21 protein-coding genes are annotated in these 24,753 nt (G+C 67.6%); 5 read left to right on the top strand and 16 right to left on the bottom strand.

The features are described from left to right. Positions 1 to 3 precede the first annotated feature (3 nt). From AAHM44_RS06785 to AAHM44_RS06750, 8 genes are read right to left on the bottom strand one after another with little or no spacing between them, the layout of a single operon-like run. On the bottom strand, positions 4 to 849 hold the full coding sequence (locus AAHM44_RS06785; RefSeq protein ID WP_342249479.1) for a TIM barrel protein: 846 nt from the start codon (positions 847 to 849) through the stop codon (positions 4 to 6). Beyond that, the gene (locus AAHM44_RS06780) at positions 846 to 1,415 is read right to left on the bottom strand and encodes a gluconate 2-dehydrogenase subunit 3 family protein (protein ID WP_342249478.1); all 570 of its coding nucleotides are present in this window, start codon (positions 1,413 to 1,415) and stop codon (positions 846 to 848) included. The genes AAHM44_RS06785 and AAHM44_RS06780 overlap by 4 nt, the downstream gene beginning before the upstream one ends. Beyond that, positions 1,412 to 2,233 (bottom strand): 3-keto-disaccharide hydrolase, encoded by an 822-nt coding sequence (locus tag AAHM44_RS06775; protein WP_269574752.1) that lies wholly within the window; start codon positions 2,231 to 2,233, stop codon positions 1,412 to 1,414. The genes AAHM44_RS06780 and AAHM44_RS06775 overlap by 4 nt, the downstream gene beginning before the upstream one ends. After that, complete coding sequence (locus AAHM44_RS06770) at positions 2,230 to 3,168, bottom strand: hydroxypyruvate isomerase family protein (RefSeq protein ID WP_269574751.1); 939 nt, start codon at positions 3,166 to 3,168, stop codon at positions 2,230 to 2,232. Before AAHM44_RS06770 ends, AAHM44_RS06775 begins: the two co-directional genes overlap by 4 nt. Then, complete coding sequence (locus AAHM44_RS06765) at positions 3,165 to 3,557, bottom strand: c-type cytochrome (protein WP_269574750.1); 393 nt, start codon at positions 3,555 to 3,557, stop codon at positions 3,165 to 3,167. Before AAHM44_RS06765 ends, AAHM44_RS06770 begins: the two co-directional genes overlap by 4 nt. Further along, entirely contained in the window at positions 3,554 to 4,702 is a 1,149-nt protein-coding gene (locus AAHM44_RS06760; protein WP_342249477.1) for a Gfo/Idh/MocA family protein, read from the bottom strand. The genes AAHM44_RS06765 and AAHM44_RS06760 overlap by 4 nt, the downstream gene beginning before the upstream one ends. Positions 4,703 to 4,736: 34 nt before the next feature. Next, complete coding sequence (locus AAHM44_RS06755) at positions 4,737 to 5,801, bottom strand: sugar phosphate isomerase/epimerase family protein (protein ID WP_342249476.1); 1,065 nt, start codon at positions 5,799 to 5,801, stop codon at positions 4,737 to 4,739. Beyond that, positions 5,798 to 7,051 carry an MFS transporter gene (locus tag AAHM44_RS06750; protein ID WP_342249475.1) on the bottom strand — a complete coding sequence of 418 codons (1,254 nt, stop codon included), beginning with the start codon at positions 7,049 to 7,051 and terminating at the stop codon, positions 5,798 to 5,800. The genes AAHM44_RS06755 and AAHM44_RS06750 overlap by 4 nt, the downstream gene beginning before the upstream one ends. A gap of 125 nt (positions 7,052 to 7,176) precedes the next feature. On the opposite strand from AAHM44_RS06750, the gene AAHM44_RS06745 reads away from it, so the two are divergent. Then, entirely contained in the window at positions 7,177 to 8,175 is a 999-nt protein-coding gene (locus AAHM44_RS06745; protein WP_342249474.1) for a LacI family DNA-binding transcriptional regulator, read from the top strand. A gap of 9 nt (positions 8,176 to 8,184) precedes the next feature. Here the strand turns inward: AAHM44_RS06745 and AAHM44_RS06740 are convergent, their stop codons facing one another. From AAHM44_RS06740 to AAHM44_RS06715, 6 genes are all read right to left on the bottom strand, one after another. After that, positions 8,185 to 9,132 carry a DMT family transporter gene (locus AAHM44_RS06740; protein ID WP_342249473.1) on the bottom strand — a complete coding sequence of 316 codons (948 nt, stop codon included), beginning with the start codon at positions 9,130 to 9,132 and terminating at the stop codon, positions 8,185 to 8,187. 70 nt (positions 9,133 to 9,202) lie between these two features. Then, the gene (locus tag AAHM44_RS06735; protein WP_269574744.1) at positions 9,203 to 10,153 is read right to left on the bottom strand and encodes an alpha/beta hydrolase; all 951 of its coding nucleotides are present in this window, start codon (positions 10,151 to 10,153) and stop codon (positions 9,203 to 9,205) included. Further along, positions 10,153 to 11,274, bottom strand: coding sequence for a hypothetical protein (locus AAHM44_RS06730; protein WP_342249472.1), 1,122 nt, complete (start codon positions 11,272 to 11,274; stop codon positions 10,153 to 10,155). The genes AAHM44_RS06735 and AAHM44_RS06730 overlap by 1 nt, the downstream gene beginning before the upstream one ends. A 52-nt stretch (positions 11,275 to 11,326) precedes the next feature. Continuing rightward, positions 11,327 to 12,463: a hypothetical protein gene (locus AAHM44_RS06725; protein ID WP_342249471.1), complete on the bottom strand. Its 1,137-nt coding sequence runs from the start codon at positions 12,461 to 12,463 to the stop codon at positions 11,327 to 11,329. Next, positions 12,460 to 15,378, bottom strand: coding sequence for a glycosyl hydrolase 115 family protein (locus AAHM44_RS06720; RefSeq protein WP_342249470.1), 2,919 nt, complete (start codon positions 15,376 to 15,378; stop codon positions 12,460 to 12,462). Before AAHM44_RS06720 ends, AAHM44_RS06725 begins: the two co-directional genes overlap by 4 nt. A gap of 43 nt (positions 15,379 to 15,421) precedes the next feature. After that, entirely contained in the window at positions 15,422 to 16,483 is a 1,062-nt protein-coding gene (locus AAHM44_RS06715; protein WP_269574740.1) for a family 43 glycosylhydrolase, read from the bottom strand. A gap of 136 nt (positions 16,484 to 16,619) precedes the next feature. Between AAHM44_RS06715 and AAHM44_RS06710 the strand changes: the two genes are divergently transcribed. The 4 genes from AAHM44_RS06710 (at position 16,620) to AAHM44_RS06695 (ending at position 22,340) form a co-directional block, all read left to right on the top strand. Then, positions 16,620 to 17,423, top strand: a complete 804-nt coding sequence (locus tag AAHM44_RS06710) for a FadR/GntR family transcriptional regulator (protein WP_342249469.1) — start codon at positions 16,620 to 16,622, stop codon at positions 17,421 to 17,423. A gap of 135 nt (positions 17,424 to 17,558) precedes the next feature. Beyond that, positions 17,559 to 20,309: a TonB-dependent receptor gene (locus tag AAHM44_RS06705; RefSeq protein WP_342249468.1), complete on the top strand. Its 2,751-nt coding sequence runs from the start codon at positions 17,559 to 17,561 to the stop codon at positions 20,307 to 20,309. Between the two features lie 259 nt (positions 20,310 to 20,568). Next, positions 20,569 to 21,696 (top strand): exo-alpha-sialidase, encoded by a 1,128-nt coding sequence (locus AAHM44_RS06700; RefSeq protein WP_342249467.1) that lies wholly within the window; start codon positions 20,569 to 20,571, stop codon positions 21,694 to 21,696. A gap of 80 nt (positions 21,697 to 21,776) precedes the next feature. After that, positions 21,777 to 22,340, top strand: a complete 564-nt coding sequence (locus AAHM44_RS06695; RefSeq protein ID WP_342249466.1) for a hypothetical protein — start codon at positions 21,777 to 21,779, stop codon at positions 22,338 to 22,340. A 69-nt stretch (positions 22,341 to 22,409) separates the two neighbouring features. Here the strand turns inward: AAHM44_RS06695 and AAHM44_RS06690 are convergent, their stop codons facing one another. Both AAHM44_RS06690 and AAHM44_RS06685 read right to left on the bottom strand, forming a co-directional pair. Beyond that, positions 22,410 to 23,561: an SGNH/GDSL hydrolase family protein gene (locus AAHM44_RS06690; protein WP_342249465.1), complete on the bottom strand. Its 1,152-nt coding sequence runs from the start codon at positions 23,559 to 23,561 to the stop codon at positions 22,410 to 22,412. A 62-nt stretch (positions 23,562 to 23,623) separates the two neighbouring features. Then, a complete protein-coding gene (locus tag AAHM44_RS06685) occupies positions 23,624 to 24,661 on the bottom strand; it encodes a glycoside hydrolase family 43 protein (protein WP_260396083.1) in 1,038 nt (345 codons plus the stop codon). Positions 24,662 to 24,753 lie beyond the last annotated feature (92 nt).

Genomic DNA, 24,753 nt, shown 5'->3' with positions numbered 1-24,753 from the left:
TGATCAGAAACGCAGCGCGCGCAGCGTCTGGAAGCTGGTGGTGATGTCGGGCAGATAGGGCGCCGGCGCCTGATCATTCTCGACATAGAAATGCTGGACGCCGGCGCTGCCCTTCCGCTTGAAGAGCGCGGCGAAATCGATCGTCCCCTGCCCCACTGCGGTCATGCTGCGATCGGCACGCATGTCCTTCACATGATAGGCGTAGAGCCGCTTCGACAGGCGATCGATCAGCGCGCCGGGATCCTCGCCGGCATGCGCCGCCCAGTAGAGATCGAGTTCGACCTTTACGAGCGCCGGGTCAGTCTCCTTGAGGAACCGCTCGTACAGGCTGATGCCGCCCGGCTTCGTGGTGAACTCGAAATCATGGTTGTGATAGGCGAAGCCGAGCCCGGCTTTCTTCAGGCCCCTTGCGAAGCGATTGAAGTTCGGCAGCGCCGCACTCCAGCCCTGCTCGGTGCGGTGCTCGTCGGTCATGTAGGGCAGCACCACCGTGCCGGCGCCGAGCGTCTTCGCCATCGCCATCGACTTGTCGAACTGCCCGAGCAGCGCGTCATAGCCGATGTGCAGCGACGGCGACTTTAGGCCGAGCCGGTCCATCGTCCTGCGCAGCAGCGCATGATCCATGACATCATAGCCGCCACCGCCGAACTCGACCTCGCGATAGCCGATCCGCGCGACCTGCTCGAGCGTGCCGACCGGGTCCTTCTGGAAGATCTCGCGGACCGTATAGAGCTGGAGGCCGATCGCCTTCAATTGCGCGGCGGATGCCGGTGCGATCGCGAAGTCGGCAAGCGAAAGTGCTGCGACGCCGCCCGCGCCGGCGAGCAGATTCCTGCGGCTGATCATCATGCGGAATACACCTTGTTGACCTGAGAATAGGGAAACTCGCCGTTATACTCGCCCGGCACCGGCAGATATTCGCGCTCCTGCGTGATGCCGATCTCGGACGTGTAGTAGCCGGCCAGAACGAGCTGCCGGAACGCTTCGAAGAACACGCCGCCCGAGGGCAGCTGGCCGTTCATCGCGAGGGTGAGCAGCGCGTCCTGCTGCTCCGCCGTCGCCTGCGCGCCGGACACCTTGTAATCCTGCTGGCTGCGCGCCTCGATCGCGTCGAGCCCGGCGAGGATCGGCACCCGGTCGGTCGGCCGCGCCCAGTCGGCCAGCATCTTCTCGATGAACGCCGGAACGCCTGCCGCGATCGCGCCCGGCGTATCCGTGGTCGGCAGGATGCGCTCGCTGAGCGCGGTCATCAGCGCGCGCTGCGCGGGCGTGAACACCGCCACGCTCGGCGGCCCCTCGCTGATCACCGGGATGTTCGAAGCCTTGCCCGCACCGGCGGCGCGGGCGAGCGGCGCGAAGGTCGCCGCGCCGAACATGGCGACGACCCCGGCAAGCGCGGTTCTCCGGTCGATCACTTCGCGCCTCCCGGCAGGTCCTGAGCGATCGCCGCCTCGGGCAGCGGGCGCACCCAGATGTTGCGGTACGAGACCGGCGAACCGTGATCCTGCAGCTGCAGCGGCGCCGCATCACCATGCGCCTGGTAGCTGGCGACCTTGCGCCAGATCGTCGTGCCGAGTAGCGCCTGGTGGTTCTGCACCACCACGCCGTTCAGGAGCGCAGTGACATAGGCCGGGCGCACCAGCTTGCCGTCCGCCGCGAAGCGCGGCCGCTCGAAGATGATGTCGTAGCTCTGCCACTCGCCGGCCTTGCGCGCGGCATTCACCAGCGGTGGCTTCCAGCCATAGACCGCGCCGACCGTGCCATCGGCATAGGTCGGGTTCTGATAGCCATCGAGGATCTGCACCTCGTAGCGCTGCATGAACCAGACGCCACTGTTGCCGCGATCCTGCGAATTGCCCTTGGGCGGATTGGGCGAGCGAAACTCGAGATGGAGCTGGACGTCGCCGAAGCTCTGCTTCGAGACGAGGTTGCTCTCCTTCGCACCCTCCGCGCGCGCCGGCACCGTCATCACGCCGCCCGCGACCTGCCAGGGCGCCGTCTCGGCCTGCCAGGCATCAGGTGCCAGCACGATCGCGTCGGAAGGCGCGCCGCCCGGTGCCGCCGCCGGCGTGGTCACCGTCGGCGCGGGCCGGTCGGCATCATGGACGAGCCATTTGCCGTCCGGCAGCTGCGGCGTGTCCTTGAAGCCGGGCTTCTCCTGCGCGAAGGCGAATGCGCCCGTGATCGCGATCAAGCCGGCGGCAACGCATCCCGCCATGCGCATGCGCGTCATAGTCCCTCTCCCTGTGTATCGATCTTGCGATAGGCCGCGATCAGCCGGTCCTCGCCGGCCCGGCCCTTCACCGAATTGCCATGCTCCATGCCGATCACGCCGTCATAGCGCCGCGCGCGGAGCCAACGGACGATCGAGGCATAGTTGATCTCGCCCGAGCCCGGCTCGTTGCGGCCCGGATTGTCGCCGAACTGCAGATAACCGATCTCGCTCCAGCACATCTCCAGCGCCGGGATCAGGTTCCCCGACTGGATCTGCTCGTGATAGAGGTCCGCCAGGATCTTCACCGCCGGACTGTTCACCCCGCGCGCGACGGCGAAGCCCTGCGCGATCGTCTGCATGTAGACGCCCGGATGGTTGGTCCGCGTATTCAGCGGCTCCATCACCATCGCGATCCCGTGCGGCGCGACGATGTCGCCGGCCTTGCGCATCACGTCGATGACCCGCGCGGTCTGGATGTCGAGCGGCACCTTCTGATCGAGGAAGCCGGTGACCACCGTCATGCGCGTGGCGTTGAGCCGCTTGGCGACGTCGATCGAGGTGCGGATATCGGCAAGGAACGCCTCGCGCTCGGCATCGTCACTGCCGCCGAGCAGCGGCCGCGACTGCGCCCATTTCGGCATGCTGGCGACGAAGACGCCCATCTTCATGCCGCGCTGGGCGAAGACCTTGGCCATCTTCTCCTGCTCGGCCACCGGGCGACTGCGCGCCTCATTGTCCTCCCAGGCCCTGAAGCCCTGGTCGGCGGCATAGGCGATCTGCTCGAACAGACCGCCGCGGCTGGCGAAGCTGCCCTCGTGCGGCGCATAGCCGAGCGAGAAATAGGCGGCGTTCGAGCCTTGCCCGCCCGTACTTCCGCCCATCGCCATCGCCGAGGATGCAGCACCCACGGCCCCGGCCGCGAGCACCGTCCGGCGGGTGACCGCGCCGGTCACTTGCCGCTCCCGGCCTTCAGGAAGGCGATGATCGCGGCACGCTTGGCCGGATCGGGCATGCCGATCGGCATCCGCGAGCCGGGGACCTTCTTGCCCGGCCCGGCGAGATACTCATCGAGCGTCTTCTCGTCCCAGCGCAGCTTCGAGTTCTTCATCGCCGGCGAATAGTTGAAGCCCGGCGTCGCACCCGCCGTCCGCCCGACCACGCCGTAGAGATTGGGCCCGACGCCGTTCCTGCCGCCCTTCTCCACGGTATGGCAGGCGCGGCAGGCATTGAATGCCGGCGGCGGCGCGGTGGGGGCCGCGGTCTGCGCGACAGTGGGTACGCTGACGAAGAACTGAGCCGCCCCAGCGGCACTCAACGCTCCCAGGCACACGAGAAGCTTCATTCTTTCTCTCCCGGATCAACCATTGTCCATTTCGCGTCCGACGCCGCATTGGCGACGACCGCCTCGATGAAACGCATTGTTCGAAGTCCATCGGCGACGCCGGGAAACCAGCGGTCGCCATCGCCTCGGATCGCAGCGGCAAAGGCACGATAGAGGTTGGCAAAGGCCTCGACATAACCCTCGGGATGACCCGAGGGCGTGCGCAGCAGCGCTGCCGTGCTGTCCTGCAGGCCCGGCCCGCCGGCGCGCACGATCTCCGCCGGCCGGTCGAGCCAGCGCAGGGTCAGCGTGTTCGGCTCCATCTGCGCCCATTCCAGCCCGCCCTGCTCGCCATGGATGCGCAGCTTGAGCCCATTCTCCTCGCCGGCCGCGACCTGGCTCGCCTTGAGCGTGCCGCGCGCACCGTCCGTGAAGCGCAGCAGCGCGCTGACATCGTCGTCGAGCCGGCGGCCCGGCACATGGGTAGTCAGCTCGGCGGACACGGAGTCCACCCGCAGCCCCGAGACATGCTCGGCGAGCTGGAAGGCATGCGTGCCGATATCGCCCAGGCAGCCGCCGAGCCCGGCGCGCGCCGGATCGGTGCGCCACTCCGCCTGCTTGTTGCCCTGCTCGTCGATCGGCCGGCTGAGCCAGCCCTGGAGATACTCGACCTGGACCAGCCGGATCGCGCCAAGATCGCCCCGCGCGATCCGCGCCCGCGCCTCCTCGACCAGCGGATAGCCGCTATAGGTGAAGGCGAGCGCGAAATGGCGTCCGCTGGCCTTGGCCGCCGCGCCGATCGCCTCGGCCTCCGCGACGCTCATCGCCATCGGCTTCTCGCAGAAGACGTGAAAGCCCGCCTCCAGCGCCGCGATCGCCATCGGGGCATGGAGATGGTTGGGCGTCACGACGGCAACCGCGTCGATCCGCTCGCCCTCGGGCAGCGCCCGTTCGCCCGCCAGCATCGCATCGAACGAGGCATAGACGCGCTGCGGCACCAGGCCGAGCGCGTCGCCGGTCCGCTGGTTGCGCCCCGCATCGGTGCTGAACGCACCCGCGACGAGCTGCCAGCCGCCGTCGAGCGCCGCCGCCATGCGATGGACCGCGCCGATAAAGGCACCCTCCCCGCCGCCAACCATGCCGAGCCGAAGCGCGTGTCGAACCATGGAACGCCTATTCCCTCAACCGACGAGTTCGAGTTCAGTCCCGCTGCGGAGAAAGCCCCAGCAGCGCACGGATCGCCGCCCGATCGACTCCGCTCGCGGCGAAGTCGTCAAAGGGCCGGTCGGTCACGTGGATGATATGATCGCGGATGAACGGGGCGCCTTCGCGCGCGCCGTCCTCGGATCGCTTGAGCGCGCATTCCCATTCGAGCACCGCCCAGCCGCGATAGCCATACTGCGCCAGCTTGCTGAAGATGCCGACGAAATCGACCTGGCCGTCGCCCAGCGAGCGGAAGCGGCCGGCGCGGTTCACCCAGCTCTCATAGCCGCCATAGACGCCGGTCCGCCCGGTCGGGTTGAACTCGGCGTCCTTGACGTGGAAGCACGAGATCCGGTCGTGATAGCGGTCGATGAAGTCGAGATAGTCGAGCTGCTGCAGCACATAGTGCGACGGATCGAACAGGATCCGCGCGCGCGGATGATTGTCCACCGCCTCCAGGAACCGCTCCCAGGTCGCGCCGTCATGGATGTCCTCGCCGGGATGGATCTCATAGGCGCAGTCGACGCCCGCTTCCTCGAACACGTCGAGGATCGGGGTCCAGCGCCGGGCGAGCTCGGCAAACGCTTCCTCGACCAGCCCCGCGGGCCGCTGCGGCCAGGGATAGACATAGGGCCAGGCGAGCGCGCCCGAGAAGGTCGCATGCGCATTCAGCCCGAGATTGGCGCTCGCCCTGGCAGCAAGCTTGACCTGCTCGACCGCCCAGGCCTGGCGCTCGGCCGGCTTGCCGTGCAGCTCGGCCGGCGCGAAGCCGTCGAACAGCTGGTCATAGGCCGGATGCACCGCGACGAGCTGGCCCTGCAGGTGCGTCGAAAGCTCGGTCGGCTCGACGCCGAACCTGGCGAGCCTGCCGCGCAGGTCGTCGCAATAGGCCTTGCTCTCGGCGGCGAGCTTCAGGTCGATCAGCCGCGGATCGCAGGGGATCTGGACGCCGACATAGCCGAGCCCGCCGGCCCATTCCGCGAGACCATCGAGCGTGTCGAACGGTGCGCTGTCCCCCAGAAACTGGGCGAGGAAGATCGCGGGGCCCTTCATCGCGTTCATGCCGAGGTCTCCGTCCGGCTGTCGTCGCGGAAGAAGAGCTGGAACAGCACCGCGATGACCGCGGCGGCGATCGCCGGATACCACCACATCTGGTGCCAGTCGGCGATGGTCGAAGCCTCGGGCAGCTGCGCGTAGAGCAGCCCGCCGATCTGCGAGCCGAGCAGCATGCCGACGCCGTAGGTGAACAGGGTCAGCATGCCCTGCGCCTGCGCGTTGACGCCCTTGGGCGAGGCGATGGTGCCGGTATAGATCGCACCGGCGACGAAGAAGAAGTCGTAACACACGCCGTGCAGCGCCACGCCAAGATAGATCGCCCAGAGCGAGCTGCCGCCGTCACCGATCGCGAACAGCGCATAGCGCAGCGCCCAGGCGATCATGCCGACCAGCAGCAGTGGCTTCACGCCGAAGCGGCGATACAGCCAGGGCATGGAGAACATGAACACCAGCTCGGACATCTGCCCGATCGCCATGGTGCCGCCGACATTCTCGATCCCCGCCACGCCGAGATAGGCCGAGGCATAGGCATAGTACATCGCGAGCGGGACCGAGATCAGCGTCGCCGCCAGGATGAAGATCAGATAGGAGCGCTGCCGCATCAGGCCGAACGCCTCGACGCACAGCACCTGGCGAACCAGGCTCTCGTCACGCGGCGCATCGGGCGCGACATTGGGAAGCGTCAGGCTGTACAGGCCGAGCGCGATCGATACGACCGCCGCGACGCGGAAGATCTCGGGGCTGGCCGACAGGCCGACCCAGCCGATGATCAGACCCGCGACGATCCAGCCGAGCGTGCCGAAGGCGCGGACGAAGGGGAAGCGGTCCGCGCGCTCGCCGAAGCTCTTCAGCGCGATCGTGTTCGCAAGGCCGACGGTCGGCATGTAGAGGATCATGTAGCCGAGCAGCACCCAGACGAAGGTGGTGCCATTCTCCGGCGTCACCAGCGCGGGCATCACCAGCAGGATCGCGCCGCCGACCAGATGCAGGATCACCATCAGCGCCCTGGGGCTCAGATAGCGCGTCGCCGCCATGCCGAGCAGGAAGGAACCGGCGATCGAGGCGATCGGACCTACCGAGAAGGCGTTGGCGATGAGGCTGCCGATGCCGACGGTCTGCATGACCAGGCCGAGCGTGACGTTCCACGCCCCCCAGACGAAAAACTGCATGAACATGAGCGCGCTAAGACGCCCCATGAGCAGCCCCGATACCGGGCGCTGCGATGCCGCAAGCGCGTCATTGCCCAAAGTGGCCACGAAGCCCCTCTCCCATTTTTTGCTGCAGTTTTCCTGCTTGTCGGGACTCAGGCTACGCAGGTCAAAAGCCGATGTAAAGGATTACATTACTCGACATGTCGCTGTAACGAGTTACATCAATGTCAATGCCGACCATCATCCAGGTCGCCGCGATGGCGGGCGTCTCCACGGCCACCGTGTCGCGCGTCCTGAGCCACCCGGACCGCGTCGCCGAGCCGACCCGCCTGCGCGTGCTCGAGGTGGTCGAGTCGCTCGGCTACAAGCCGAACGTCGCCGCCCGGACGCTGCGCACGCTCCGCGCCGCCAAGATCCTCGTCACCGTTCCCGACATCTCCAACCCCTTCTTCGCCAGCGTGATCCGCGGCGCGGAGGAAGCGGCGCGCGATGCCGGCTATGCGGTCGTCGTCGGCGACACGCGGCACGATCCTTCGATCGAGGATCAATATGCCGCCATGCTCTCCAGCCGCGAGGTCGACGGCCTGATCTTCCTCGGACACCGCCTGCCGGACAATCTGCGCCCGCTGATGTCGAAGCAGGGCGCCCGCGCACCCGTGGTCAATGGCTGCGAGTACAGCCCCGATATCGGCGTGCCGAGCGTGCATATCGACAATGCCGCCGCCGGCTGCGACGCGCTCGAGCATCTCATCGCGCTCGGGCATCGCGACATCGGCGTCATTACCGGTCCGCATGTCAGCCCGATCAGCCGCGATCGCCTCGCCGGCGCGATGCAGGCGGCGAAGCGCCATGGCCTTGCCGACCGGCTGCGGGTCCGTGTCGGCGACTATTCCGCCCAGTCCGCCGCCGACCATGTGCCGGACCTGATCGCACAGGGCGTGACCGGGCTGTTCTGCTTCAGCGACGAAATGGCGATGGGTGCGATCAGCGCGATCCGCCAGGCCGGCCGCATCTGCCCCGACGACATCTCGGTCGTCGGCTTCGACGATCTGCCGCTCGCCCGCTTCTTCCAGCCCGGCCTCACCACCATCGCCCAGCCGAAGGGGGATATCGGGCAGCAGGCGGTCGAGCTGCTCGTCGACATATTGCGCGGCGACGACAGTCCGGTGAGCCAGATCACCCTGCCCCACGAACTCATCATCCGATCCAGCACCAAGCGGCTCGGCTAGCGGCGCGGGCTATGGGCTTGCGGTCGCCTGCCGGCTGCGCCGCCGCCCCGCCATCGCCGGGATCAGGATCCCCGCCAGGATGATAGCCATCCCGGCAAGGTGATATCCGTGCAGCGCCTCGCCCAGCAGCGGCACCGCCAGCAGCGCGCCGAACAGCGGCTGCAGGCTGATCACCTGCCCCGCCGCGCCCGCACCAAGCTCGCCCACCGCCTTGTTGTACAGGAAATAGGCCACCACCGAGGGCAGCAACGCGACATAGGCATAGGCCCCCAGCACGCGCGGCGTGAAGTGCAGCGGGAAGCTCCGCAGTTCCGCGATCGCGAACGGCAGCATCGCCAGCACGCCGATCGCGAAGGTCAGCGCGAGGAAGCTCAGCGGATCGATCGGAGGCCGCAGGCGCAACAGGGCGGTGTAGAGCGACCAGGCGAGGACGGCGCACAGCACCAGGACATCACCGATGTTGAAGCTGAGCGACAGCAGCGCAGCGGGGTCGGCCTTGAGGATGATCGTCAGCACCCCGATCGCGGCGATCGAGACGCCGGCGATCTGCGCGGCGCGCGGCCGTGCCTTGAACAACAGCCCGTCGAAACAGAGCACCAGCGCCGGTATCGCCGCCTGGATCAGCAGTCCGTTGGTGGCGGTCGTGTAGCGCAGGCCCGAATAGAGCAGCGCGTTGAACGCGCCGATGCCGATCAGCCCGAGCAGGAGAATCTTCCCCCAGTGCTGCCGCACCACCGGCCAGTCGGCGATCACGCGCCGCCAGGCGAATGGCGCGACCACCAGCAGGGCGCCGGACCAGCGCCCGAGCGCCAGGGCAAAGGGCGGGATCTCGGCATGGACGGCACGGGCGACCATCGAATTGCCCGCCCAGAGCAGCATCACGAGCGTCAGCATCGCATACAGGGCGCGGACTCGGGCGGGGCTCGGGCGATCCGGAGCGGTACTGGACGGGCGCATGGCCCATCCTCCTATTTCCAGATCCCCGCCCAGGCCACCGCCTTCTCACGCACGCTCCGTGCCCGGCGGCTCACATCCCGTGGTTGCGGGCAAAGCGCTCGAACAATGCCGGCCAGGGATGGTCCCTGCCCGCTTCCTTGAGCGGCAGGCCGTGGCCACCCTTCTCGAAGATGTGCAGTTCGGACGGGATCCTGGCGGCTTGCAGCGCCGCGAACATCGCCAGGCTGTTGCCCGGGCTGACCACCGGATCGTCTGCGGCATGCGCGACCAGGGTCGGCGGCATGTCCGCCGGCAGGCCGTTCTCCGCCGAGAAGCGTGCGATCCGCGCCGGGCTGGCGTCGCTCCCCAGCAGCTCGCGCTTCGAGGCGGCATGCGCCACGGGGTCGGCCATGGTGATCACCGGGAAGAACAGCCCGGCGACGATGGGGCGCGCCGATTGCGCATCGGCATCGTCGACCGGGTCATAGGTCCTGAGCGCCGCGCGGCTGGCGAGCCGGGCAGTGAGATGGCCGCCCGCCGAGAAACCCATCGCCGCGACCCGGGCCGGGTCGATCCGCCACTTGCCCGCCCGCGCCCGGATCAGCCGCATCGCGCGCTGCGCGTCCTGCAGCGACACGTCCGGCCCCGCCGCCCAGCCGTCGCGCGGCAGGCGGTAGAGCAGCTCGAACACGGTGAAGCCCCGCGCGGCGAAGGCACGGGCGATCCCCGATCCCTCGCGTCCCACCGCCACCCGGGCATAGCCACCGCCGGGGACATAGAGGATCGCGCCGCCATTGGGCTGGGCCGCGGGCACGACATTGAGCATCGGCGTCGCGACATGCGGCCAGGCGATGTCGTCGGCCGGCCCATTGACCGAGCGCCGGACCGTCTCGTCGCGCACCGTGAGCCCCTCCCCGCCCGGCGGCGATCCCGGCCAGATCGGAAAGCGCTCGATCGGTGCCGCCGCCACCGCGCCAAGCGGCAATGTCGCGACCAGCGCCGATCCGGCGATCAGGGTTCGGCGAGTGAGATCCACGTCCATTACTTCTGCAGCGCCTTGAAGTCGTCGATCCACGCATAGTTGAACGCCGCGCTGCCGTCCGGATTGCGCTTGGCGGAGCGCCGGACGACGACGCTGTTCAGCTGCCAGGCAGCCGCGCCCGGGCTGAGCTTGTCCGCCGGCGCGGCGCCCTGCGTGAACGCGATGGTCGCAACCGCGAGCCGGCCGGTATCGCGGAAGACCTGCATCTGGTTCGCCACGAAATGCTTGCGGCTCTCCAGCCAGGGGCTCTGCGACAGGAACTCGTCCCACTGCGCCTTGGAGAAGGGCGTCTCCAGCGACGCCTTGACGATCTGCCAGTTCTGCGCGGTCCGCGGCGCGCCATATTTCTCGGCGAACGCCTTGGGGATCGCGCCCTGCATGTTCTCCGTCCAGGTCTTCACCAGCGAGAAGTCGGTGACGACGAACTTCTGCTCGGGGCGCATGCGCGGCAGGATGTATTTCAGATAGGCCTTCGAGTCCTCGACTTCGGCGACATGCGTCCGGATCGCCACCCCCTCGATCTCCGGGGTCGCCTTCACGAAGCTCATCCAGCGCTCGACCACCTTGCTCCGTTCGGCCGGCATCTCCAGCCGGACCAGCGCGCCCATGTAGAGGCGCGTCCGGCAGTTCGCGGCGCAGGTCTTCGCACGGTGTGCGATCACCTGCCGCGCGACCGCCTCGTAATAGGCGTTGAAGCTCTCGTCCCGGTTCTTCTCGGGAACCTCGAGGAAGGGATCGTTGCCGATCACCAGCACATCGACCTTGCCCGTCACCAGCCCCAGCACCGCATCCAGCCGCGCCACGTCCTTCAGATACGCATCGCTCCCCACCTGCGGCGGGATGGTGCCGACATAGCCGAACTTGAGCGACAGCACGGTGCTGTATCCCCGCTCCGAAGCCTCGAGGATCTTGTTGAGCACGCCATTGCTGCCGACGCCGCGGTCGAGCTGCGGCAAGGGCAGCGACATCCGCACCCATTTCGCGCCGGACTTCTCCAGGTCGCGATAGTCGAGCTCGCCGAACTGGTCGTTGTAGCTGGCGCCGAGCGCGCCCTGGGCATGCGCCGCATCGGCGGTGGCGGCGCCCAGCAGCGCGGCGCCGATCATCAGGACCTTCAACATGTTGCCTCCCCCTTTTGCGATGATGTCGATAAGCCGCGCGATCCGCGGTCGGTTATTGCAGCGCCCTGAAATCCTCGATCCAGGCATAGTTGAACGCGGCGCTGCCATCCGGATTGGGCCGGACGGTGCGCGCGGCGAAGACGCTGTTGAGCAGCCAGGGCGTGGTGGCCGGGCCGAAATTGCGGCTCATCGAGCTGCCCTGCCTGAACCCGTAATTGGCGACCGCCAGCCGGCCGGAATTGCGGAAGATCGCCATCTGGTTGCGCAGATAATGCTTCCGGCTCTCGAACCACGGGCTCTGTGCCAGGAACGCATCCCATTCCGCCTTGGGGAACGGACTCTCAAGCGCCGCCTTGATCACCTGCCAGTTCTTCGTCTCGCGTGGCAGGTGCCGGGCATCGGCGAAGCCCTGCGGGATCGCCGCCTGCATGTTCTGCTCCCACCAGCGGACGATCGAGAATTCCGTGGCGAGGAACTTCTGGTCGGGGCGCATCCGCGCGACGACATAGTCGACAAAGACCTGCGAGCCCTCGATCGCCGGCAGATGCGGATGGATGTCGACCCCGTCGATCTCCGGCGTCGCCTTGACGAACGCCATCCAGCGCTCGGTCGAGGGCGTCCGGTTGATCTCCAGGTCGAGCCGGTTGAGCGCCCCCATGTACAGCCGCGTCCTGCACGCCCTGGCGCAATGCGCCTTCCGGTACGCGATCGCCCGGTTCGCCATCGCCTCGTAATAGGCGTTGAGGTCGAGGTCGCGGTCCTCGCGACGGCTCTCGATATAGGGCTCGTTGCCGATCACCAGGATATCGACCTTGCCCATCACCAGCGGCAGCACCTGGTCGAGCCACGCCATTTCCCGCGCCATCCCGGCGCTGCCCGGCTTCGGGAAGTCCTGCCGGTTGCGCGGGAACTTCAGCGAGAGGATCGTGCCATAGCCGTGCCTGGCCACGTCGAGGATCGTCCGGACCGCGCCATGCTCTGCGGCCGGGCTCCGCTCCAACTCGGGCATGGTGAGGAACAGCCGGACCCAGTGCGCGCCGGCCTTGTCGAGGTCGCGATAGTCCACGTCCTCGAAATGCTCGTTGTAGTTCGCGCCCAGCGCACCCTGCGCCTGCGCCTGCGCCTGCGCCGCACCGGTGCTGAGCAGCACCGCGCCGAGCGCAAGCAGCCCCTTGGTCCGGCGGCTCATTTCGCAATGGTCTCCGGCGGCGCGAGATAGGCGGTGGCAAGGCCGCCCAGGTCGAGGATCAGCGAATCGAGCACCACGCCCGGATCGAGCGCATAGATGCGCAGGCGATGCTCGCCCGCCCCCAGCGCCGGCCAGCTGGTGACCGACGTGATCGCATTGCGCTCCACCCCGTCACTCCAGTCGCGCTTGGCATCGGCATCGACCAGCTGGGTCGGGCCGCCATCGATCGACACCGCGTAGCGCAGCTTGTTCTCGGCATTGAGCGCGAAGCTCGGCATCAGCGTGGCGCGCAGCTTCGCGTCGCCGGCATGCGTCACCCGGAAGCGATATTCGGCATAGGGCGCCCCGGCCGGATCCGCCGCGCTGGCCAGCGCGACGCTGCTCTGCAGCGCCTGTCCCGATCGCCCAAGCCCCGGCACCGCCTGCCAGCCGAGTCCGCCGACCGGCTGGAGCTTCGCATAACGCTGCGCCGAGAAGGCGATGATGCCATTGTCCTCGACCAGCATGCCCCTGGGCGCCGCGACATTGCGGGCCGAGACCGCGATGCTGCGGCTGGCGCCGGCGGCGGAAATTGTCACGCTGCCGCTAGCGGTCTCGCCGGCCTTGAGCTTGCGCCAGTCGATCGACACCCACAGCCGCTGGTCGCCGCCCGGCTGGTCCTCGCGCTCGATCCGGATCCACGGCGCCGAGGCCGTGGCGGACATTTCGAGCGTACCGGTGCCGGTGTTGAACGCATCGATGAAGTGGCGCGCATCGGTCGCCCGCTCGAACACCGGGAGCCGGTCGGCAGGAGCCGAGGCGGTGCGCCAGCGCTGCACGCGCAGGCTGGCATCCGCGGCATCGGCGGCCCTGGCGGGATGCTCCGCCCAGGCATCGATCGATCCCTCGACCGCAACGCCCAGCCCCGGCGTGGCGGACGGCGTCACCCGGCCGAGCGGCGGCATGTTGAACACCGCCTGCATGCGCGGCTCGTCGCTCATGAAGTGCGACCATTGGCCGCCACCCACGGCGTTGTACGCCTCGGTCGCCTGCTTGATCCGCTTATAGGCATCGACCGCGGCATCGGCGTGGAGATTGGCGCTGGCCCGGCCCTGATGCGCGTAGAGGAAGCTGCGATCGGCGTTCAGCATCTTCACGTTCATCATCGCGCTGCCGCGCACCGGATAGAGGACGAGATGGTAGAAGCCGTCGCGCTTCTCCGCCGGCAGCTTCGCGGCGATCGCCTCGGCGCGCTTGTCGAGATCGCGGAACTCGGCGGTGCGCCTGCCCGCCTCGTCGCCATACGCGACCGGCGAGAACTCGGTCGGCCGCGGCGCGGTCTCGGCGTCGTTCCAGCCCATATGCTCGGGCTTGCGGTCATAGTTGAGCCGGTAGAAATCGCCGAGCAGCGCGGCGATCGCATCGGCCTGTTCGGGCCCGAAATTCCCGGTCGCCCAGCGCTTCAGCCAGCCCTGCTGGCCCAGCTTCGCGGTGCCGTCATAGTCATAGGCCAGGTCGAGGAAATAGTTCAGGCCCTTCTCGCCCGGCTTGATGTCGCCGACATTGAGCACCCAGAGGCGGCGGGAATTGGTGGCATAGGCCTTGCCCATCTCCTCGCCGATCAGCGCGGGCGGCGTGGTGTCGAGCCACAGATAGTCGTTGGGCACCCCCCAATAGGAGATGTGGTAATAGACGCCGCCGCCGCCGGGGCGCTGCTGCTCCGCCTTGGTCGAGAGCTGGCGGATATAGCCGTAATTGTCGTCCACCCAGGCGAGGGTGACGTCGTCGGGCACCTTCATGCCCTTGCGGTAGATGTCGAGCACTTCCTTGTAGGGCACGAAGATCTGGGGGACCTTTGTGGGGTCCTGCCCCACTTCGCTGAGCAGGCCGCGCTGGTCGCTCACCACCTTCTCGAGCAGCCGGACGCCGTCGAAGCCCTTATTCATCTCCGCCGGGCTGTCGTGGATGCCGCGCATGCCGACGGTGTAGACATTCTCATACTGGTGGTTGGCCTTCACCCGGTCACGCCAGTAGTCGAGGATGTTCCTTCCGTTCTTGGCGTAGTTGAATTCGCCGCGCTGCTCGAAATTCCACTCGGCGACATTGTCGCGCAGCATCGGCTCGGCATGGCTGGCGCCCATCACGATCGCATAGCGGTCCGCCATCTCGGCATTGCCCGCGACCTGGTTGAACGCCGAACTGACCTTGTGCATCGCCGGCCACAGGAAATTGGCGCGCAACCGCAACAGCAGTTCGAATACATGCGCATAGGTCGTCGGCCCCATGTCGCCCGTCGGGTCGATCCGGGTCGCCCAGGGGCGGATCGACCAGTCCTCGTCATTGATGAACAGGCCGCGATAGCGGACCGAGGGCGAGCCCTGGACGACCGTGCCGGCATTCAGTCGCACGCTGCTGCGCCGGGCCGGGGTCACATTGGCCCACCACACCCAGGGCGAGACGCCGATCTGCTCGGACAGGCGGAAGATGCCATAGGCGGTGCCGCGCCGGTCCGCCCCGATCACGACCAGCGCGCGATCGACCCCGGGCACCGGCTTGTCGACCAGCGCGATCGTATAGGCCTCGCTCTGGCCCGCCACCTTGTCGACCGCGATGCGCTTGTCGGCGATCAGCCTGTCGATCACCGGCGAGCCGCCGATCGTCCCCGCCAGGATCGCCAGGCGCCCGCTCGGCGCCGCTTCGGAAACCTGCGGCTTCACGCCCGACACACGCTCGACATCGCCGGCAAAGGCACGCGCCGCGATCCCGACCACCGGGGCGTCGCCAGCGCTCACGAAGATCGTCGGCGCCGCGCCCTCCGCGACCAGGTCGAACGATGCGGATGCGGCGGGCGCCTGCTGCGCCAGCGCCTCGGCCGGGGCCAGGCCGGGGACCGTGGCGGCAAGGCTCAGCGCGGCCAGGATGCGGACAAGGGCCAATTCTACTCTCCTGTTCTTATAGTTGTGCGCGGCGTGGCCGGGGTTACTTCAGATACGGACCCTTGGCGTTCCAGCCGATCTCGGTGGCGGCCAGCGTCCAGCTCTTCCCGCGATCGTTGTTGCCCTGGAAGAACAGGAAGGTACGGTTGCCGAACTGGAAGATGCCGGGATGGCCCGATTCCGAAGCGTTCCAGCTGCCCTTCGGGCCGTTGGCGAGGAACGGCTTGTCGGAAAGCCGCTTCCACTTCACGCCGTCGGTGCTCACCGCGACGCCGATCTGCTGGGGCTCGTTGTTGTAGCCGCCGGCGTAGAACATGTAGAGCTTGCCGCCGCGGCGGATGACGCTCGGCGCCTCGATGCAGTTGCGCTCCCAGGCGAGCTCGGGCTCCAGGATCGACTTGTCGTTGTTGAGGTTGGTGAAGTCGCCCCTTGTGAACTTCGAGCCGATCGGCGCGCTCGCCACCCCGACCTTCTGCACTTTGAATTCGGGATCGCGCGTGGCGTAATAGAGCATCAGCCTGTTGCCCTGGACGAATGCCTCGGCATCGATCGCCCGGCCGACGCTCCACTTGGCGGTGGCGGGATCGGGATGGAAGACCGGGTTGCCGGGATCGCGCTCGAACACGATGCCGTCCGACGACCAGGCATGGTTGATCGCGTCCTTCTCGCGATTGCCATAGGTCTGGTAGAACAGGTGGACCTTCCCGCCGATCACCACGGCGCCCGGCGCCGCGATGCCGTTCGCCTCGACCTGCTGCTTCGGCAGGATCTCGCCCACCTTGGTCCAGGTCTTGAGGTCGCGGCTCTCGGCGATGCCGATCGCCAGCCCCTTGGGGAAGTCCTTCACCCCCACCGGATTCTCGCGCGGCGCGGGCACCGTATAATACATCAGGAAGCGCCCGCCGAAGCGGATGACCGAGGGGTCCTTGGCCCAGGGCGTGCCCAGCCTGCTGGTGTCCGAATAGGTCGCGACGAGCTTCGCCTCCCGAACCGCCGGATCCTGCTTCGGCGCCTGCTGTGAAAGCGCGGCAAATGGCGCCGCCAGCATCGCCGCGAACCCCGCGCCCGCCAGGAAAACATGCACTCGGCGCTTTTCGGTACCCATTCGGTCCCCTCCTTGTTTTGGTCAGGCCAATATAGTAACATTTATCTGACCAATCTACCGAAATCGTGCACCGATCGGATGTCGGGAAAAAGGGGGAGTGCTGGATGCCGCGAAATTTCACCCGGGCGACCAAGCCGTGAACGCCCGCGCGAGCTTCGCGGTCGCCCCGCCGGGCCCTGGCTTCGCGGGGCTGCCAAGGGGAGGCGCGCCCGATCGCCCGCAGCTGGGACACAGCCTCACTTTCGGGCTGCTCCACGCGATCGGCGGGGCGATCGCCGCCGGCGATTATGACGACAAGCCCTTCCCGCCCGAGGCTGAGCTGGCCAGGCATTACGGCACCAGCCTCTCGGTGACGCGCGAAGCGGTGAAGATGCTCACCGCCAAGGGCCTGCTGGCGAGTCGCCCGCGCCTGGGCACGAACGTACAGCCCCTCTCCTGCTGGAGCCTGCTCGACACCGACGTGCTGCGCTGGCTCCTCCAGCGGCGCCATGCGGCGGACGCGCTGGGCCAGTTCAACCAGCTGCGCGTGGCGATCGAGCCGGCGGCGGCGGAGTTCGCGGCGCGCTTTGCCTGGCCGCGCGGCGTGCAGCGCATCTCCGACGCGCTCGAGCACATGCTGCTCTGCGAACGGCGCGACGAGGATCCGATCGACGCCCGGATCGCCTTTCACGGCGCGGTCCTCCAGGCCGCGCGCAATCCCTTCTACGCCCAGTTCCAGGACGCCGTGGAAGCCGCGCTGCGCATCGCGAACCGGATGCGGCGCAGGGCCGGCGATCCGGCCGACGAACTGGCCGCCTATGCGGCGGTCCGCGGCGCCATCGCCAGCGGCGACTGGGAGCGGGCGCGCGCGGCGATGCACGGCATCGTCACGGGCATTTCCGCCCCCGGCGACATGATCGACCAATTCGAGTCGACGGGCCCCGCGGCGGGGAGATTCTGAATCTACGCCCGACATGAAGGACTTGCGCCAATTCAGGTCAGGCCTCCGGCTGGATATTGTCAGGCCAATTCTTATATGATAATTCGGATAGATAAGCCCCGAGTAAGAAACTCGGACGATATGGGAGGGGAAAGAATGAATCGTCGCAATAATCGGTTGCTGATCGGCGCGTCCGCGCTCGCGCTTACCGCGCTGCCGGGCATCGCCGTCGCGCAGACCGCGGAGCAGCCCGCGGCCAGCGTCCCGGAAGCCGGGCAGGATACCGAGATCGATCCCAACGAGATCATCGTGAGCGGCTTCCGCCGCAGCCTCGAGACCGCGCAGGCTATCAAGAAGGACTCGGACGACATCGTCGATTCGCTCGTGGCCGAGGACATCGGCAAGCTGCCCGATTCCACCGGCGCGGAATCGCTCGCGCGCATCACCGGCGTGCAGGTCGACCGGCTGAACGGCGAGGCCGGCGGCGTCCGCCTGCGCGGCCTGCCCGACATCACCACCACCTATAACGGCCGCGAGATCTTCACCGCCGAGGGCCGCAACGTCGCGCTGCAGGACTTCCCGGCCGCCTCGGTCTCGCGCTTCGACGTGTTCAAGACCGCGGGCGCCAACCTGGTTGAGGCGGGCATCGCCGGCGAGATCGACGTCAAGTCGAACAAGCCGTTCAACTTCAAGGGCAGCCGCATCGTCGGCGGCATCACCGGACTGCACTGGCGCCAGTCGCAGGAGTTCGGCATCGACGCCAACCTGCTGATCAGCAACCGCTGGGAGACCGGCATCGGCGAGATCGGCCTGCTGGTCGAGGGCAGCTACACCGACAACAAGTTCGTCGATTCCTATCGCGACAACAACACCCAGATCCTGCGCCACGCGGCGAACGTCGTGGTCGGCGGCGTCGCGAACTATCCCAATGTCCGTTACCCGACCCGCGTCTCCTTCCAGTATCCGAGCTCGAACCGCTTCCGCCCCTCGGCCTCGGCGGCGCTCCAGTGGCGCCCGAGCCAGAGCCTGGAATTCTACGCCGACTTCCTCTTCCAGGGCTTCCGCGCCGCCGGCGAGTCGAGCGCGCTGCACTTCGACACGGGCAGCAACGCGCCGCTCTACGACGTGACCATGTGCGAGGGCAGCACCGACCTGGTCTGCCAGATGACCATGCGCGGCGCCGGCAACGGCATCACCGGCTACCAGGTCGCCCAGTGGAACAAGACCGACACCTATCAGGGCGGCACCGGCTTCATCTGGAAGGTGCCCGGCGGCGGCCGCATCACCGGCGACGTCGCGCTCACCGATTCGCGAAACTGGAACCGCAACATGCAGTTCAACATCTTCACGAATTCGCTGGGCACCCGCGTCTTCAACTTCGACGACCAGTCGGGCGGCGGCGGCGCCTCGGCCTATGTGACCGACATCAACCTGGCCGATCCCGCCTCGTGGCGCATGCTGAACTTCGCGGAGAACGGCGCGGACAACCATGGCCGCAGCTTCCAGGGGCGGCTCGACGCCGACCTGCCGATCGACTTCGCGATCTTCGACCGGCTCCAGGCCGGCGTCCGCTACAGCAACCGCGACGCCGATTCCTACAATGACCCGGCCGAGAACCGCACGCCGACCCTGGGCGCGACCGATCCGCGCATCCAGTATGTCAACCTGCCGCTCGACTTCGAGATGTCGATGATCGGCTTCCGCGGCGATCCGACCACCCATCCCCGCACCTGGATCACGCCGACCCGGCAGAGCATCATCCACAATGCGGACTATCTCCGCATGCTGGTCGGCCAGCCGGCCGGCTATCCGAAGCTGGACTGGGTCTACAGCGCCAACGAGAAGGCCTATGCCGCCTATCTCCAGACGCACTACAAGTTCCCGATCGGATCGATGGAGCTCGACGGCCAGCTCGGCCTGCGCGTCGTCCGCACCACCAACGACATCAGCGGCACGCTCAAGATCGGTTCCGGCGCCGGCACGCCCTATGCAAAGACCAACGAGTATCTCGACTATCTGCCCAATGTCAGCGCCCGGCTGAAGCTGTCGCGCACGCTGCAGGCACGCATGTCCTTCACCAAGACGCGCACCCGCCCCGGCTTCGGCTCGCTGAACCCGACGCTGACCGTCAACGCCACCCTGGCCTGCGACAACAGCGTCACCCCGCCGGTGTGCAACTATCGCACCGCGAGCGGCGGCAACCCCGACCTGCAACCGGTCGAATCCACCAATTACGACGCCTCGCTCGAATATTATTTCTCGCGCTCGGGCTCGGCTACCGTCCAGGTGTTCCGCCGCGACATCATCGGCTTCATCAACAACGCCACCGTCTTCCTCAACGACCCCGAGCTCGGCCCGCTGCGCGTCGACCGGCCGGAGAACGGGCAGAAGGGCTATATCCAGGGCATCGAGGCGGGCTTCCGCACCTTCTTCAAGATCCCGTCGCTGCCGCAATGGATGCAGAATTTCGGCGTGCTGGCGAACTACACCTATCTCGACCACGGCTCGGAACTGTCGCCCAGCGCCGCCGCCACGCTTCCCGGCATCCAGCCGCTCAGCGGCGTGTCGTCGCACCTCGCCAACGCGCAGTTCTTCTATGACAGCAAGCCGCTGTCGCTGCGCCTCTCGTACAATTACCGTTCGAGCTTCCAGACCTATGGCGTGGTGACCGATCCGGCGGTGACCACCCAGCTCACCCTGCCCACGGTCGAGAAGGGCCGCGGCACGCTCGACTTCTCGGGCTCGCTCAACCCGACGGACAATGTCTCGCTGAACTTCTCCATCGCGAACCTGCTCGGCTCGCAGCAGCGTACCTACCGTGCGTTCAACGCGAAGGGCGACACCTACGCCGCGCAGGTCCGCTATCTCGAGACCGTCTATCGCATGGGGGTCCGCTTCCGCTTCTGAGAACCGACTCCCCGTCGGTAACTTTGGCGCCGCATGGGGCCTCCTCCATGCGGCGTCCTTTCCAGAAACCCGAACCCCGCCGGAGCCCCGCGCTTCCGGCGCAGGGGGCCCGCGCGCCCGGCACGAGAATGAGGTGACCAGACCCAGGTGATTTCAAGGACAGGCGCCAGGCCCCCGCTCCTGCCGCCCCGATGTGAACAGCGGGAAACAGGAGAGCGATATGATTAGGCGATCACAGAATCAGCACATCCATAAGCGCATGCTCGGCCGCACCACGCGGCTCCTCGCCGGCCTGGCCCTGGTCGGCATGACCACCGTCGTCGCCCAGGCCCAGACCCTGCTCGCCGCGAACTCGCGCTATCCCCGCATCCGCCTGCTCCCCAGCGGAGAGCTCGTCGCGTCGGTCCTCTCGTTCACCGGCGACGATCACATCAAGATCTTCTCGAGCACCGACAGCGGCGCCAGCTTCACCCAGGTCGGCATGATCAACGATCCGGAATTCCAGACGCTGAAGGCAAGCAGCCCCAGCCTGTTCCGCGTGCCGCAGACGATCGGCTCGCTCACTGCCGGCACGCTGATCCTCGGCGTCGTGGTCGATACCCAGAAGACCGCGACCAGCCTCGCCAAGATCAACATCTACAAGAGCACCGACAACGGCCGGAACTGGAGCTTCGTGTCGATCGCCGTCCAGTCGGCCAACAGCCAGGGCCTGTGGGAGCCCGATTTCTCGATGGCCACCGACGGTGCGATCGTGATGCACTATGCGGACGAGAGCAGCCCCTGCTGCAGCCAGAAGATCGCCCGCCGCCGCACCTATGACGGCGTCCACTGGATCGACCAGACCAACGACGTCCAGCTGTCCAACAGCAATGCCGACGCCACCTGGCCGCTGCGCCCCGGCATGCCGGTCGTGTCGAACCTGGCCGACGGCACGCGGCTGATGACCTATGAGATCTGCGGCCAGGCCGCGCCGCTCAACTGCGCGAGCTATTACCGCACCTCCACCGATGGCTGGAACTATGGCCCGGTCAACGTGATGGGCACGCGGATGAAGGACTCGCTCGACCGGTTCTTCTCGAACACCCCGGTCAACAAGGTGCTGCCCGACGGCTCGATCCTGTGGATCGGCCAGTATATGCGCGTCGCCGACGGTTCGCCCTCGGGCCTGAACGGCACCGTGATGTTCAAGAGCGCGAGCGGCAATCCGAACGGCCCCTGGACCACGCTGGCCGCACCGGTCACGCTGCCGGCGCCGGTCACCAATGGCTGCGAGGGCTTCTCGCCCGGCCTGCAATGGGTGGGCACCGGCGCGACCTTTGTCGAGCTGCAGACCCGCAACGTGAACGGCGTGTGCAACGTCTATTTCGCGAGCGGCCCGAGCAACTGAGGCTCGCAAATCGGGACCGGCCACCGCCCGCCGGCGGCCGGTCCCCTGTCGCATCCCGATCCATCGCGGGAGGAGCAATCATGCCTGGCCTGACGAACGAGACGCGCGGCCGCTGGCTAGGGGGTGCGGCACTCGCACTGCCCGCCGGGCTCGCGCTTGCCTGGATGGCGTGGCCGTCCGAACCCGCATCCAGCGACGCCGGCGTGGTGACGATCGCGGCCGGCGCCGCGCAGCCGGCGGCCGCGCCCCTTCCGGCGCCACCCGCCACGAAACGCCCGCCGCTCACCCCACAGCGCAATTCGGAGCTGGCCGACGCGAACCAGTATCTGGTCACCCGCGAGGCCCGGGATCGCGCCTGGGCGAGCCGCAGCGAGACCCGGCTTCTCGCCTTCATGCGCGGCCTCGCCCATGTCGACACCCGCTCGCTCACTGCCCGGTGCACGACCAGCCTGTGCGAAGTCTCGGGCCTGGCGGAGGAGGATTCCGGCGGGTCGATGAACCCGGCCTGGGAAACGCTGGAGCGCGACACCGCCAGCGCCAGCCTCGAGGCCGAGGGGCTGGCGCGCGACGCCACGACCTTCGGCACCGGGCGCGTGCGCGAAGCCTTTGTGGTCTATTTCCGCCGCGTGGTCTCGCCAACATGATTGCGGCCGCCGGCCCGGGGATCTCCCGGTGCCGGCGGCCGCGTGCCTCCCCTTGCGGGAACGCGAAGCCTATTTGAACAGCTTGAGCGGGATCGCCTCGCCCATCTTCGTCTCGCCCGCACCATTCGGGTGGAGATTGTCCCCGCCCTGCAGCGCCGCGGCGAGCCGCTTCGGATTGGCCGGGTCGGCGACGACCTTCTCCATGTCGACCACCGCGTCGAACGTTCCCGAGGTGCGGATCCAGTCATTGACCTCGCTCCGCAGCGCCTCGCCCGCCGGGGTCTGGTAGCCCGCGCCCTCGAACGGCAGGATCGTCATGCCGATCACCTTGATGCCATGCGCATGCGCGCGCTGGACGAGCTGGCGGAAGCCAGACTTCAGGTCGTCGGCGCTGACCACCGGGCCATTGTTGCGGCCCGATCCGCCGATGTCGTTGATCCCCTCGAGCACCACGACATGCGTCACGCCCGGCAGCGCCAGCACGTCGCGATCGAAGCGGGCGAGCGCATTGGGCCCCGCGCCGCTCGACAGGATGCGGTTGCCCGAGATCGCCTGGGTCACCACGACATGCGGCATCCCGGCCGCGGCGATCCGCCGGCCGAGCACATCGCCCCAGCGGCACGCCGGCACCGCGTCGTTCGCGCAGCCGGTATTGTCGGTGATCGAGTCGCCATAGGCGACGATCACCGGGCGCTGCTTCGCACCCAGCACATCCACCTCGGCGAGCAGCGGGCGCGGGCCCGACTGGAGGAGCGGCGTGAAGTCCTTGTCGGTGAAGTCGCCCGACGGCGAGATCGCGGTCTTCGCCCCGCCCGCGCCGTGCACCGTGTCGATATCGACCTTGTCGGGCGTGTAGAGCGACACTTCGATCAGGTCGAACGCCTTGACCGGCAGTGCCACCGGATCGCTCACCAGCGGCGCGCCGTTGCGCAGCTGGCCCTGGCCCTGCCCGTCAAAGGTGACGCGCACCGGCTTGCCGCCGGCGATCCGCACGCTCGCCGCGCCGATCCGCATCGCCGGGCCATAGTCGTTCGCCAGCCGGATGCGGACCTTGCTGCCCGCCGCGCCGACGCGCACCTGCATGCGCAGCGTGGCATTCTCCACCGAAACGCGCTGGGCGGGCTGGTTCGCCTGCCACATGCTGGCCGTCCAGGCCGGCGTCCAGCCGTCCGGTCCCGGCTGCGCCCCTGCGGGGGCCGCGATCAGGAAAGCGGCAATCAAGGCTCCACGTGACATCCAGTGCATAGGTCCCCTCCAGGCTATTGACGGTTATCGTATCCTAATCAGCGTGTTCCCGACGGCACCTTTTGCGGCGCGCCCTCGGGCACCGGCAGGCCGAAATCGGGACGGCCATCCGCCGTCCAGCCGAACTTCTGGATGTGCGGTGCACGCTTCAGCGTGCACTTCATCCCCGCCGCCGCATTGGCGTGGTAGATGATCCAATTCTCCTTGCCGTCGGGCGACTTGAAGAAGCCGTTATGGCCGGTTGCGAACACACCATTCCCCTTGTGCAGCACCGGCGTCGGCGACTTGCTCCAGGCCTTGGGATCGAGCGGGTTGGCGCCGGGCGCCGCGCGCAGCAGGCCGAGCGCGTAATCGTCGGACCAGCAGGGGCTCGCCGAATAGGTCAGGAACAGGTCGCCCTTGGGCCCCAGCAGGAACTCCGGCCCTTCCAGGATCTGGCGCCCGTCGAGCCGCTCCCAGGGCTGGTCGGGCATGGCGATCACCTGCTCCTTGCCCTTGAGCGTCCAGGGGTTCGCCATCTCGGCGATCGCCAGGCCGCTGTCCGGGCCCAGATAGGGCGAATAGACGAAGTAGCGCTTGCCGCGATATTCGAAGCTGGTGCCGTCGATCCCGGCATGGGCGGTGTTGATCCGCCCGCGGTCGATCCAGGTGCCGCTGAGCGGATCGGACGCTTTGTTCTCCAATGCGAACACGGCCCGGTGGGCGTCGTCGCCGAAGCCGCTCGCGGTGGCGGTATAGTAGAGGAACCAGCTCTTGCCGATGCGGTGCAGCTCGGGCGCCCAGATCAGATGGGCGTTCGGCCCCTCCTTGGGCGGCGTCCAGACCTGCTTCTGCTCCGCATGGGCCAGGTCCGCGATGTTCCGCGTCCGGTACAGCGTGATGCCCGTCCGCTGGGTGTGCATGTAATAATAGGTGCCGTCGACCTGGGTGATCCAGGGATCGGGACCCGAAGGGAGCAGCGGATTGGTATAGGTGCCAGCTTCCGCGGCCGGAGCCGTCTGCGCGGATACACTTCCGGAGCCGAGGCACAGGGCAGCGGCGATCACTGCCCCGCTCCAGAGGTCACGCTTCTTCAAGGCTTCTCTCCCATTTATATGAGATGACTTATCATATAATTTAGGGCGCAAAACAAGCCTCAGCGCGCAACCTTTGCCACGGTTCGCATCTG

This window comes from Sphingomonas sp. OTU376, assembly GCF_038440415.1.
GTDB classification, from domain to species: Bacteria; Pseudomonadota; Alphaproteobacteria; order Sphingomonadales; family Sphingomonadaceae; genus Sphingomonas; species Sphingomonas kyeonggiensis_A.
Note: the sequence above shows the minus strand (reverse complement) of the source record. Positions and strands in the feature narration are given on the sequence as shown.